12 protein-coding genes are annotated in these 12,226 nt (G+C 57.3%); 10 read left to right on the forward strand and 2 right to left on the reverse strand.

Annotated features, from left to right (window positions below):
* Positions 1-67: 67 nt before the first annotated feature.
* The gene (gene rne / locus BN1125_RS07125; protein WP_042011450.1) at positions 68-3,175 is read right to left on the reverse strand and encodes a ribonuclease E; all 3,108 of its coding nucleotides are present in this window, start codon (positions 3,173-3,175) and stop codon (positions 68-70) included.
* A 413-nt stretch (positions 3,176-3,588) separates the two neighbouring features.
* Here rne and rluC point away from each other — a divergent pair, with 413 nt between their 5' ends.
* Positions 3,589-4,533 carry a 23S rRNA pseudouridine(955/2504/2580) synthase RluC gene (gene rluC, locus BN1125_RS07130; protein WP_205759536.1) on the forward strand — a complete coding sequence of 315 codons (945 nt, stop codon included), beginning with the start codon at positions 3,589-3,591 and terminating at the stop codon, positions 4,531-4,533.
* The gene (locus BN1125_RS07135) at positions 4,533-5,195 is read left to right on the forward strand and encodes an HAD-IA family hydrolase (RefSeq protein ID WP_042011452.1); all 663 of its coding nucleotides are present in this window, start codon (positions 4,533-4,535) and stop codon (positions 5,193-5,195) included. The genes rluC and BN1125_RS07135 overlap by 1 nt, the downstream gene beginning before the upstream one ends.
* A 96-nt stretch (positions 5,196-5,291) precedes the next feature.
* On the opposite strand, the gene BN1125_RS07140 is transcribed toward BN1125_RS07135, so the two are convergent.
* Complete coding sequence (locus BN1125_RS07140) at positions 5,292-5,873, reverse strand: Maf family protein (protein WP_042011489.1); 582 nt, start codon at positions 5,871-5,873, stop codon at positions 5,292-5,294.
* Positions 5,874-5,992: 119 nt separating this feature from the next.
* Here BN1125_RS07140 and yceD point away from each other — a divergent pair, with 119 nt between their 5' ends.
* From yceD to fabF, 8 genes are all read left to right on the forward strand, one after another.
* Positions 5,993-6,514 (forward strand): 23S rRNA accumulation protein YceD, encoded by a 522-nt coding sequence (gene yceD, locus BN1125_RS07145; protein ID WP_042011453.1) that lies wholly within the window; start codon positions 5,993-5,995, stop codon positions 6,512-6,514.
* Between the two features lie 19 nt (positions 6,515-6,533).
* A complete protein-coding gene (rpmF, locus tag BN1125_RS07150; protein ID WP_005300935.1) occupies positions 6,534-6,701 on the forward strand; it encodes a 50S ribosomal protein L32 in 168 nt (55 codons plus the stop codon).
* 9 nt (positions 6,702-6,710) lie between these two features.
* Positions 6,711-7,730 (forward strand): phosphate acyltransferase PlsX, encoded by a 1,020-nt coding sequence (gene plsX, locus BN1125_RS07155; protein WP_042011454.1) that lies wholly within the window; start codon positions 6,711-6,713, stop codon positions 7,728-7,730.
* 7 nt (positions 7,731-7,737) lie between these two features.
* Positions 7,738-8,697: a beta-ketoacyl-ACP synthase III gene (locus BN1125_RS07160; RefSeq protein ID WP_042011455.1), complete on the forward strand. Its 960-nt coding sequence runs from the start codon at positions 7,738-7,740 to the stop codon at positions 8,695-8,697.
* Between the two features lie 71 nt (positions 8,698-8,768).
* Positions 8,769-9,704, forward strand: a complete 936-nt coding sequence (fabD, locus tag BN1125_RS07165; protein WP_042011456.1) for an ACP S-malonyltransferase — start codon at positions 8,769-8,771, stop codon at positions 9,702-9,704.
* Between the two features lie 13 nt (positions 9,705-9,717).
* A complete protein-coding gene (gene fabG, locus BN1125_RS07170) occupies positions 9,718-10,452 on the forward strand; it encodes a 3-oxoacyl-ACP reductase FabG (RefSeq protein ID WP_042011457.1) in 735 nt (244 codons plus the stop codon).
* Positions 10,453-10,610: 158 nt separating this feature from the next.
* Positions 10,611-10,847 carry an acyl carrier protein gene (gene acpP, locus BN1125_RS07175; protein ID WP_005300909.1) on the forward strand — a complete coding sequence of 79 codons (237 nt, stop codon included), beginning with the start codon at positions 10,611-10,613 and terminating at the stop codon, positions 10,845-10,847.
* Between the two features lie 82 nt (positions 10,848-10,929).
* A complete protein-coding gene (gene fabF, locus BN1125_RS07180) occupies positions 10,930-12,171 on the forward strand; it encodes a beta-ketoacyl-ACP synthase II (RefSeq protein WP_042011458.1) in 1,242 nt (413 codons plus the stop codon).
* The last annotated feature ends 55 nt before the right edge of the window (positions 12,172-12,226 follow it).

Genomic DNA, 12,226 nt, shown 5'->3' on the forward strand with positions numbered 1-12,226 from the left:
AATGTTATTGATAAAAAAAGAGCCACACATATAGTGTGGCTCTTGATTTGGTCGTTACCGGCGGATATCAGGGGCGACCTGCGGGGCAGGATGCACTATTCACTGCAGCTGTACTGCCGCCATGGCGGCCGGAGCTGGTGACGTCTCCCCGCACCAGTGGTGGGTAGTTGACAGACTCACGGGCTGGCAGTACCGGTGCTTCGGCAGGCGTGGCCATCGGTGCGGATGCCTTGCGGGCACGAGCCAGCAGGCCTGCACCGTGTACTACCTGTTTGGTGACGACCGGAGTCTCTTCCGCCACAACGGCAGCGACAGTTGCCGGGGTTTCGACAACTGCGGCTGGCATCTCGACTATGGTGGCTACCGATGCAGTTTCCATAACAGGAGCTGTTACAGCTGGGGCTTCAACAGCCTGAGCGGTTTCAACCACGGTAGCGGCAGCCACGTCGACAACCGGAGCGGCGATAACGGCAACTTCTGGCTCTGCGGCAACTACAACCTCAGTGACAGCTGCAACAACCGGGCTGGCAGCAACCTCGGCTTGAGTTGCTGCAACCTGGGCAGTGGCCTGCTCGGCAGCTTCTTCAGCAACGGCTTCGACAACCACATGCTCGGTCAGTGCAGCAGAGGCTTGCAGGGCAGCAGCGACGGCTTCAGCGCTCGGGATGGTAACAACAGGCACTACCGGTTCTTCAACCTGCGCTTTGGCAATATCTGCCTGGGCTGCGGTGGTCAGAGTGGTGGTATCTTGCTGTTCTTCGTCACGCTGGCTGCGGGCATCTTCGTTGATGCGCTTGCGGCGCTGGCCTTCGATACGCTGGCTGCGCGGAGTGCGGCGTGAACGGCGCTGGCCTTCACTCTGCTCTTCCTGTTCGTTACCAAGGGGGGTGTCGATCACCTCAGCTTGCGCTGGCACTTCGTCAACCGGCAGGGCAGGGGTGTCAGCAGTGGCAACATCGACACGGATCTGCTTGCGCAGTTGACGACGTTCGCGGCGCTCGGCCACTTTCTGCTCTTTCTCCTGACGTGGCTGGGTGGTAGTTGCATCAACGCCATCTACCGCTTCCACAACGACCTCGGCACGGGGCTCGCGGGGAGCGCGAGGCTCACGGGCCGGACGCGGCGCGCGTGGTTCACGTTCCTGACGCGGTTCGCGTTCTTGACGGGGCTCACGTTCCATGCGCTGTTCGCTGCGCACTTCGCCACGGGTCTCGTTACGGGCTTCACGCTCCTGACGAGGCTCGCGCTCTTTGCGCGGACGGCGATTGCGGTTTTCACCGGCTTCGCGGTTGCCACCTTCACGCTTCTCGCCAGCTTCGGCGTTGTTGCGATTGTTACGGTTGTCGTCACGACGAGGACGCTGACCACGGCCACGGGCCTCTTCACGCTGGTGACGATGACCTTCCTCTTTACGCGTTTCCCGCACTGCCGGTTTCTCGGCGGGTACTTTGACTTCGGCAGGTGCTGCATCGCTGCTGAACAGGCCGGTAATGCCTTTGATTAGCTTGCTGAAGAAACCGGCTTCGGCAGGGGCTGCTGCAACGGGTGTCGTCGGCTGTTGCGGTGCAACAGGGGCCGGTTGTGCCGGTTGGGCGAAGCCTTGCAGCAGCGGCTGTTCGCGTTCGATCACCTGAGCTTGCTTCGGTTGGTAGACCGGCTTAGCAATCTCGGTTTTTAGCTCGTAGCTGGCCGCTTCCGGGATCTCGTTCTGACGAATGCGGGTCACTTCGTAGTGCGGGGTTTCCAGATGCTGGTTCGGAATGATGTAAACACGCACATCATTGCGCTGTTCCAGACTGGCGATAGCGGCACGCTTCTCGTTAAGCAGATAGGCGGCAACATCCACCGGCACCTGGCCGTGAACCTGCTCGGTGTTGTCCTTCATCGCCTCTTCTTCGATGAGACGCAGGATGGACAGAGCGAGGGATTCGTTGTCACGGATCACGCCTTGACCCTGGCAACGGGGGCAGATATGGCTACTGGACTCGTTGAGGGAGGGGCGCAGACGCTGGCGAGACATCTCCAGCAGACCGAAACGGGAGATCCGGCCCAGCTGGATGCGGGCCCTGTCCTGATGAACCGCTTCACGCAGACGGTTTTCCACATCGCGCTGATGGCGAACCGGTGTCATGTCGATGAAGTCGATCACGATCAGGCCACCTAGGTCACGCAGACGCAATTGACGGGCAATTTCGTCGGCCGCTTCCAGGTTGGTTTGCAGCGCAGTCTCTTCGATATCGCCGCCCTTGGTTGCGCGGGAGGAGTTGATATCGATGGAGGTCAGGGCTTCGGTCGGATCGATAACGATGCTGCCGCCGGAGGGGAGGCGCACTTCACGCTGGAAAGCTGACTCGATCTGGCTCTCAATCTGGAAGTGGTTGAACAGGGCAACTTCACCCTTGTACAGCTTCACACGGTTGAGGAAATCGGGACGTACCAGTTCGATATGCGCCTTGGCGCGTTCGAAAATCACCGGATTGTCGATCAGGATCTCGCCCACATCGCGACGCAGATAATCACGGATGGCACGGACGATGACGTTGCTTTCCTGGTGGATCAGCACAGGCGCGGAGCGCTCTTGTGAGGCCTTGTGGATGGAGTCCCAGTGGTTGAGCAGAACGTTCAGATCCCACTCCAGCTCTTCCGGAGACTTGCCCACACCGGCGGTACGCACGATCAGGCCCATGCCTTCCGGCACGGTCAATCCGTTCAGGGCTTCTTTCAGTTCAGTCCGCTCATCACCTTCGATACGGCGGGAGATACCACCGGCACGGGGGTTGTTGGGCATCAGTACCAGGTAGCTACCTGCCAGGCTGATAAAGGTGGTGAGGGCTGCACCCTTGGTGCCACGCTCTTCCTTGTCGATCTGGACGATAACTTCCTGACCTTCGCGGACCACTTCTTTGATATTGGGACGACCCTGATAGGAGTAACCGGAGGGGAAGTAATTGCGGGCGATCTCCTTCAACGGCAGGAAACCGTGGCGCTCGGCGCCGTAGTCGACAAAAGCAGCTTCAAGGCTGGGTTCTACGCGGGTGATTTTACCCTTGTAAATGTTCGCTTTTTTCTGCTCGTGTCCCGGACTTTCAATATCCAAATCGTAGAGCTGTTGTCCGTCAACCAGCGCTACGCGCAACTCCTCTTCTTGAGTTGCGTTGATAAGCATTCTTTTCATTGAGTTCTCGTTATTGTGTCATTTTGATTTCCTCCATCTGGGTCCTGCCGGCGCCGGCCTCGGGTCTTCAGCATACTGTGGCAACCTCCCGGTTGGGGTATGCATGAGGCGCAAACTAAGGGCGCTATGGTCATCCCTTCTCGAGAAGGGATGAATAAGGATGCCGAAATGGAGACAAATAAACGGTGATGTTTGTGTTCTCCATGCGTTGTACCTCGCACCCGGGAACCGTCATGTTCTTGTATACACGGTGTTTCGGGATTGGGTGGCATACTTTTTGGCCACTTAGTACAAGGCTTGAACACAATGACAAAACCTTGTTTATTATCCCATTTAAACCTCTTTTATAGCAAGGTGCCATTTTTCAACAAACCATGCAGCCAAGGGGCGCTGGCAGTGTTAAAATCCGCGCCATGACACAGATACAACAACAAGTGCAGCTGCTCACCATCGAAGCTGAGCATGACGGGCAGCGCATCGACAATTTTCTCAAGACTCAGCTAAAGGGCGTCCCCAAGAGCCTGATCTATCGCATCCTTCGCAAAGGCGAAGTGCGGGTTAACAAAAAGCGCATCAAACCGGAGTACAAACTCTGCGCAGGTGACGAGGTGCGGGTCCCACCCGTGCGCGTTGCCGAGAAGAATGAGCTGCCCTCGGCCAACCTCGGTGTTATCCAGCGTCTGGAGAGCCAGATCTTGTTCGAAGACGATGCCATGATCGTCCTGAACAAGCCCTCCGGCATGGCGGTTCACGGCGGCAGTGGCCTGAGCTTTGGTGTTATCGAAGGGCTACGCGCCCTGCGTCCGGAAGCTCGTTTCCTCGAACTGGTTCATCGACTTGACCGCGATACCTCTGGCGTACTGCTGGTTGCCAAAAAACGCAGCGCCCTGCGCAGCTTGCATGAGCAGTTGCGGGTCAAGACCATGCGCAAGCAGTATCTGGCGCTGGTACGCGGCAAGTGGCAGGCTCACGTCAAGGTGGTCAATGCGCCGCTGCGCAAAAACGACCTGCAATCCGGTGAACGGGTGGTGCGGGTCAGTGCCGATGGCAAGCCCTCCGAAACCCGCTTCCGTATCGTGCGTCAATTTGCCGAAGCGACCTTGGTCGAATGCAGCCCCATTACCGGCCGAACTCACCAGATCCGCGTGCACACCCTGCATGCCGGTCACCCGATCGCGTGTGACGATAAGTACGGTGAAGCTGCGTTTGATGAAAAGATGCGTAATCAAGGGCTAAAACGGCTCTTTTTGCATGCCTGGAAGCTCAGCTTCACCCATCCGGCCGATGGTCGTGAGATGCAGGTAGAAGCGCCGCTGGCGCCTGAGCTCGACAACTTCCTCAACGGCTTGCCACGCTGATGCAGGATATCCGGCTCGCCATTTTCGATTGGGACGGTACCCTGATGGATTCGGTGGGCCGGATTGTGGCCTGTGTGCAGGGGGCGGCCAGAGATTGTGAGCTGGCGGTGCCTGCACCAGCTCGGATTCGGCAGATCATCGGAATGAGCCTCGATGTCGCCATGCCCCGTCTGTTCCCCTTATGTAGCGACAGTGGCAGCACCATTGATGAGCGCCAGATTGCCGCACTCATCGAGCGCTATCGTCATCACTATCTGCACGATGTTACCCCCAGCCCGCTGTTTGCCGGAGCAGAGGAGTTGCTGCATGCCTGGCAGGCACGGGGGCTGCAGTTGGCCGTCGCTACCGGCAAATCACGCCGTGGGCTGGATAGAGTATTGGAAGAAACCGGGCTGCGTCCGTTGTTTGTGACCAGTCGTGGGGCCGATGAGGCGCGCTCCAAGCCTGATCCGCTAATGCTTGTACAGATCCTGGATGAGCTGGGGCTTTTACCATGGCAGGCGGTGATGATCGGCGACTCTGTTCACGATATGGCGATGGCCGAGGCGATCGCCATGCCGCGAATTGGCGTCACCTGGGGTGTGGATAGCCGCGATGCCCTCGGTCGTCACGGGCCGGTGGCGGTGGTAGACACCATGGCTGTGCTCAACACGCTATTGTAAGAGTCTTCCTTTGAGCGACCTCAATCTGTGATAACGGCAGCCCGGTCCATTGACCGGGCTTCTTATATCTCTTCGAGCTCATCTATTCGCCCGCAATCAGGGCAGGGCGATGCCGTGGCGATCCAGAAGTTCGATCAGGCCTATCAGTGGCAGACCGATCAATGCGTTAGGATCGCGCCCCTCCAGCCTCTTGAACAGTACGATCCCCATCCCTTCACATTTGAAACTGCCAGCACAATCGAGGGGCAATTCAGCCTCGACATAGCGACGGATGGCGGCCTCATTGAGTGTGCGAAAATGGACGGTGAAAGGTTCCACCAGCTGATGAGCCTTGCCTGTGGCGGCATTCACCACGCACAGGCCGGTATAGAAGGTGACGCTGCGACCCTGGGCCGCCATCAGCTGCGCGACCGCCTTGTCGATGGTGCCCGGCTTGCCGAGGATACGACCGTCGCAGACGCACACCTGATCAGAACCGATGATCAAGCCCTGATCACGTTGCTGGGCGATGGCATCTGCCTTGCCACGGGCCAGCCTGGCCACAAGTGTTTCGGCGGATTCGCCTGCCAGTGGGCGCTCATCCACGTCGGGGGCGGCACATTCAAAAGGGAGGCCAAGCTTCTCCAGCAGGGCCTTGCGATAGCGAGAAGTTGAGGCGAGGATCAGATTCTGTGGCATAATCGAGATACCGATGAAAGCAGGTACCGGCATTTTAGGGACTTGTTGAGTTAAAATCATCGGCGGTAAGGACTTTTTCCTTTGACTATCAGTTGTTGGACCTATAATATTCGCGCCCTATGCAAAAGGTGAAGTTGCCCGTTAAGGTTGATCCAGTCCGTAGTGCCTTGAAACTGCTCGATTATGTCGGGGTAGTGGAAAAGTCGCAGATGCCCAGGCTGGAGGAATCAACCGCTGGCTTGCAGGGTGATATCGATGTATCACTGCACTTTGGCAAAGATGTCCAGAAGTTGACCGTTATGAAAGGCACTGCCCATGCCAAGGTTGACCTGGTTTGCCAACGTTGTGGAGAGACATTCGAGCATCTCTGCGAAGCTGAATTTATCTACACTCCGCTGTTCGAAAGAACAAACGAGGAAGAACTGCCGGAAGCTTATGAGCCCATTGAGTTGGACGAAAACGGCGAGATAGATCTTCATCAAATCCTGGAGGATGAACTCATCCTCTCGTTGCCTCAAGTCGCAATGCATTCTCTGGATGCATGCCCGAGAGGGAACATGGAGATGACCTGGGGTGACATCGAACCTGCTGATGAGCGGCCGAATCCCTTTGCAGTTCTTGAAGAGCTTAAACGTAAGTGAATTTAGGAGTTAGCCTACAATGGCCGTACAACAGAACCGTAAAACCCGTGCCAAGCGTGGCATGCGTCGTTCCCACGATGCGCTGACCACTGCTGCCCTGACTGTTGATCAGACCAGTGGCGAAATTCATCGTCGTCACCACGTGACTGCCGATGGTTTCTACCGCGGTAAAAAGGTAATCGCTTAAGGATTGCCTTTGTCTACGCAAACTGTCGCGCTAGACATCATGGGGGGAGATATTGGCCCCTCGGAAACAGTGCCTGCCGCCGTGCAGGCACTGTCTCTTTTACCTCAGCTAAAACTGATCCTGGTCGGCGACCAGCACCAGACCTCTTCTTTGCTGCAGCAACATGGCTTGCTCAATCACCCCCGCGTCCGTTTCGTACATGCATCCCAAGTGGTTGGCATGGGCGACAAGCCTATCGTGGCGTTGCGTACTCTGAAAGACTCCTCCATGCGGGTGATACTCAATCTGGTGAAAGCCGGGGAGGCCGATGCCTGCGTCAGTGCCGGCAATACCGGTGCCCTGATGGCCATGGCCAAGTGTGTGCTCAAATCCTTGCCCGGTGTCGACCGCCCAGCTCTTATCAAGGCGCTGCCTACCTTGAATGGCAAACGTACCGTGATGCTGGATCTGGGGGCCAACGTCAGTTGCGATGCCGATACCTTGCTGCAATTCGCGGTGATGGGTTCAGTGGTGGCTGAAAAGGTGGAGGGGGTTGCCACTCCCCGGGTGGCCTTGCTCAACATTGGCGAGGAGGAGATCAAGGGCAATGATCTGGTACGCCACAGCGCCGAATTGCTGCGCCAGTGTCAGGCGCTCAACTTCGTCGGCTTTGTTGAGGGAGATTGCATCTTCAGCGGCGAGTGCGACGTGATCGTCTGCGACGGCTTTGTCGGCAATGTGGCCCTCAAGACGGCGGAGGGGGTGGTGCGGATGATGGCCCAGTTGGCCGGATATCCCCGCAAGAAACGCACTTTGCTTGGCCGGATCGCCGGATTTCTGTTCAAACGACGTTTTTCTTACCTGAACCCCGACCAGTATAACGGGGCAAGTCTGTTAGGATTGCGCGGCATTGTGGTAAAAAGTCATGGGCGGGCCGAACGGCGCGCTCTGTGTAATGCGATCCTGCTGGCCGCACAAGAGGCCAAACATCAACTTCCACTGCAAATAGCAGATCGCCTTGAAGCTGTCTTCTCTGACAGGGACCTATAAGAACTCTATGCATAGCAAAATTCTGGGTACTGGCAGCTACCTGCCGAGTTCAGTGCGTACCAACGCCGATCTCGAACAGATGGTTGAGACCAGTAATGAGTGGATCGTGGAACGCACCGGTATCCATGAGCGCCGTATTGCCGGTGCTGACGAGACCGTAGCTACCCTCTCTTACCAGGCCGCCCTGCGCGCCCTGGATGCAGCGGGACTGACCGCTGCCGATCTCGATATGATAGTGCTGGCCACCACCAGTGCTGAAAATGCCTTCCCCGCTGCCGCCTGCGAACTGCAGGGACTGCTCGGGGTACCGGGCATTCCAGCCTTTGACGTGGCGGCGGCCTGCGCCGGTTTCACCTACGCGCTCTCCATTGCCGATCAGTTTGTCAAATCCGGCGCTGCCCGCCATGTGCTGGTCGTCGGGGCTGATGTGCTCTCTCGCATGTGCGATCCGCAAGATCGCGGCACCATCATCCTGTTTGGTGACGGGGCTGGGGCTGTGATTGTCGGTGCCAGCGAGACACCGGGCATTCTCTCCACCCATCTCCATGCCGATGGTCGTTATGGTGAGTTGCTCAAGTTGCCGCAGCCCCGTCGCGGCATGCCGGGGGCCGAGCTCGAAGCCTACATGTATATGAAGGGCAACGATGTCTTCAAGGTAGCGGTCACTCGCCTGAGCGAGATCGTGACCGAAACCCTGGCCGCAGCCGGCATCGAGCCGAGCGAGCTGGACTGGCTGGTGCCTCATCAGGCTAACTTTCGCATCATCAGTGCCACCGCTAGGAAGCTGGGGATGAGCCTCGACAAGGTAGTGCTGACCCTCGACAAGCACGGCAACACCTCTGCTGCATCCGTGCCCATCGCCTTTGATGAAGGGATACGCGACGGTCGGATCAAACCGGGTCAGTTGGTACTGCTGGAGGCCTTTGGTGGCGGTTTTGCCTGGGGCTCTGCGCTGGTTCGCCTCTGAGCTTCGGCGGGATGATGCACCCATCATCCCGTCAACGATTTCATTTTTGTCTTATCTAAAAGGAATCAATGATGACCCAATTTGCCATTGCCTTCCCGGGACAAGGTTCCCAGTCCGTTGGCATGCTGGCCGAGCTGGCCGAACAACATACCGTGATCAAGGAGACCTTCGCCGAGGCGAGCCAGGTGCTGGGTTATGACCTGTTTACCCTGGTGATGGATGGTCCGGTTGACGATCTGAACAAAACCTGGCGCACCCAGCCTGCGCTGCTGACGGCCTCTGTCGCCCTGTGGCGTCTGTGGCAACAGCAGGGTGGGGCAACGCCTGCCCTTATGGCGGGTCACAGCCTAGGGGAATACTCCGCCCTGGTGTGCAGCGGCGCACTCGATTTTGTCGATGCGGTCAAACTGGTTGAGCTGCGTGGTCTGGCCATGCAGGAAGCGGTACCGGAAGGGACCGGCGCCATGGCGGCCATCATAGGTCTGGACAACGACTCCATCGCGGCCAACTGCGAGAAAGCGGCGCAAGGGCAAGTAGTCTCTCCGGTCAACTTCAACTCTCCGGGCCAGGTGGTGATCGCCGGTCATAAAGAGGCCGTCGAGCGTGCCAACGTACTGATGAAAGAGTCGGGTGCCAAGCGTGCACTGCCGCTGCCGGTTTCCGTACCGTCTCACTGTGCACTGATGAAACCGGCTGCTGAAAAACTGGCAGCTGCGCTGGACGGGATCGAGATCAAGGTTCCAACCATCGCAGTCATCAATAATGTCGACGTATCCTGTGAACAGGATCCGGCCGCCATCAAGCAAGCACTGGTCCGTCAGCTGTTCAGCCCGGTTCGTTGGACCGAGACTGTCGAGCGGATGGCCAATGAGGGCGTTACCCTCGAGATCGAGATGGGCCCGGGCAAAGTGCTGACTGGGCTCGCCAAGCGCATCGACAAGCGCGTGGAAGGTATTCACGCCAACGATGCCGCCTCTTTCGAACAGGCGTTGGCCCAGATCAAGTAAACAGGAGCAAGTGATGAGTTTTACCGATAAGGTTGTGTTGGTGACCGGGGCCAGTCGTGGCATTGGTCGTGCGATTGCAGAAACCTTTGCCGCTCGTGGCGCGAAAGTGGTTGGTACGGCAACCAGCGAGAGCGGTGCCGAGGCGATCAGCGTCTATCTGGGCGACCATGGTTGCGGCATGGCACTGAACGTGACCAGCCAGGAATCCATCGAAACCGTCTTTGCCGCTATCAAGGCGCGCTTTGGCGACATTGATATCCTGATCAACAACGCAGGGATAACCCGTGACAACCTGCTGATGCGGATGAAAGATGACGAGTGGAACGAGATCATCGATACCAATCTGACCTCGCTGTACCGTCTGAGCAAACCGGTGTTACGTGCAATGATGAAGAAGCGTAATGGTCGCATCATCAGCATCGGTTCCGTAGTTGGTACCATGGGCAACGCCGGTCAGGTCAACTATGCTGCCGCCAAGGCCGGTCTGGTTGGTTTTACCAAGTCGCTGGCGCGGGAAGTGGCCTCCCGTGGCATCACTGTGAATGCGGTTGCCCCCGGTTTCATTGAAACCGACATGACCCGCGCTCTGAATGAAGAGCAACGTGCCGGCATCATGAGCCAGGTGCCTGCCGCCCGTTTGGGTGATCCGAAAGAGATTGCCGCCGCTGTGGTATTCTTGGCTTCTGAAGAAGCAGCCTATATCACCGGTGAAACCCTGCATGTTAACGGCGGGATGTACATGGTGTAATCAATTTGTCGTGAGTTCTGTTCAAATTTGCGATAGTACGCCGAAGTTTGGCACATTTCGTGGTTTGACCAGAGGTAAGCTACTTGCAAACTCACAGCAATTGAATAAACTACCCCAACCAGACGCAAATAGCGTATTTTTAAAGGAAAATTCAGGTCATGAGCAACATCGAAGAACGCGTAAAGAAAATCATCATCGAACAACTGGGTGTTAAAGAGGAAGACGTTAAGAATGCGGCCTCCTTCGTCGACGACCTGGGCGCTGACTCTTTGGATACCGTTGAACTGGTAATGGCGCTGGAAGAAGAATTCGATACCGAAATTCCTGATGAAGAAGCCGAGAAGATCACCACTGTTCAAGCGGCTATCGACTACATCACCGCTAATCAGGAATAAGTTCCTGTTTTCAAAGAAGCGGCCCAAGGGCCGCTTCTTTTGTATTTGTTTCCTCTCAAATCACCTCTCGGAGACTACCTCAGTGTCAAAACGCAGAGTCGTGGTGACCGGCTTAGGGATGCTTTCCCCGGTAGGCAACACTGCCGAATCCAGCTGGCAAGCACTGCTCAAGGGGCAGAGCGGCATTTCCCTTATCGATCACTTTGATGCGAGCGAGTATGCAACCCGTTTCGCAGGTTTGGTCAAAGATTTTGATCCCGAGCAGTACGGCATCAACCGTAAAGAGGCTCGCAAGATGGACCTCTTCATTCAATACGGTATCGCAGCCGGTATTCAGGCGCTGGATGATTCCGGCCTGACCATCAATGAAGAGAATGCCGAGCGTATCGGCGTAGCGATTGGCTCCGGTATCGGCGGTCTGGGACTGATTGAACAGAACCATAGCAGCCTGATCAACGGTGGTCCGCGCAAGCTGAGCCCCTTTTTTGTGCCGTCCACCATCATCAATATGGTGTCCGGTCATCTCTCCATCATGAAAGGTCTGCAAGGGCCGAATATCGCCGTGACCACCGCCTGTACCACAGGTACCCATGCCATCGGTATGGCGAGTCGGATGATCGCTTATGGTGATGCCGACGTGATGGTCGCCGGCGGTACCGAGAAAGCCTCCACCCCGATGGGGATGGGCGGTTTTGCCGCGGCCAAGGCGCTCTCCAACCGCAATGACGAGCCGCAAAAGGCGAGTCGCCCGTGGGATAAAGACCGCGACGGTTTCGTACTGGGTGATGGTGCCGGTGTTCTGGTGCTGGAAGAGTACCAACACGCCAAGGCCCGCGGCGCCAAGATCTACGCCGAGCTGGTCGGTTTTGGCATGAGCGGCGACGCTTACCACATGACCGCCCCCCCCGCCGATGGCAATGGTGGCGCCCGCGCCATGAAAAATGCCATCAAGGATGCCGGCATTGCCCCCGAGCAGATCGGTTACATCAATGCCCACGGCACCTCCACCCCGCTGGGTGATGTAGCCGAGCTGCGCGGCATGAAGTCGGTGTTTGGCGAGCATGCCAAATCCCTGATGATCAGCTCCACCAAATCCATGACGGGGCACCTGTTGGGTGCTGCCGGAGCCATCGAGGCGATCATCACTGTGTTGGCCCTGCGTGATCAGGTGGCGCCGCCCACCATCAACCTGGACAACCCGGATGAAGAGTGCGATCTGGATCTGGTCCCCCACGTGGCCAAGTCGGCCAGCTTCGAGTATGCGCTCTCCAACTCGTTTGGTTTTGGTGGCACCAATGGCTCACTGATCTTCAAACGCGTATAATTTGCCGCAGGGCAAAGAACACAGGCCCGATACTGCCGGTATCGGGCCTTTTTTA

This window comes from Aeromonas fluvialis (assembly GCF_000819885.1).
GTDB lineage: Bacteria > Pseudomonadota > Gammaproteobacteria > Enterobacterales > Aeromonadaceae > Aeromonas > Aeromonas fluvialis.

Bases quoted from the DNA above. Each gene is read 5' to 3' on its own strand.
- rpmF (WP_005300935.1), top strand. From the start codon at position 6,534: ATGGCCGTACAACAGAACCGTAAAACCCGTGCCAAGCGTGGCATGCGT.
- BN1125_RS07140 (WP_042011489.1), bottom strand. From the start codon at position 5,873: ATGCCACAGAATCTGATCCTCGCCTCAACTTCTCGCTATCGCAAGGCC.
- rne (WP_042011450.1), bottom strand. From the start codon at position 3,175: ATGAAAAGAATGCTTATCAACGCAACTCAAGAAGAGGAGTTGCGCGTA.
- rluC (WP_205759536.1), top strand. From the start codon at position 3,589: ATGACACAGATACAACAACAAGTGCAGCTGCTCACCATCGAAGCTGAG.
- BN1125_RS07160 (WP_042011455.1), top strand. From the start codon at position 7,738: ATGCATAGCAAAATTCTGGGTACTGGCAGCTACCTGCCGAGTTCAGTG.
- fabD (WP_042011456.1), top strand. From the start codon at position 8,769: ATGACCCAATTTGCCATTGCCTTCCCGGGACAAGGTTCCCAGTCCGTT.
- yceD (WP_042011453.1), top strand. From the start codon at position 5,993: ATGCAAAAGGTGAAGTTGCCCGTTAAGGTTGATCCAGTCCGTAGTGCC.
- BN1125_RS07135 (WP_042011452.1), top strand. From the start codon at position 4,533: ATGCAGGATATCCGGCTCGCCATTTTCGATTGGGACGGTACCCTGATG.
- acpP (WP_005300909.1), top strand. From the start codon at position 10,611: ATGAGCAACATCGAAGAACGCGTAAAGAAAATCATCATCGAACAACTG.
- fabG (WP_042011457.1), top strand. From the start codon at position 9,718: ATGAGTTTTACCGATAAGGTTGTGTTGGTGACCGGGGCCAGTCGTGGC.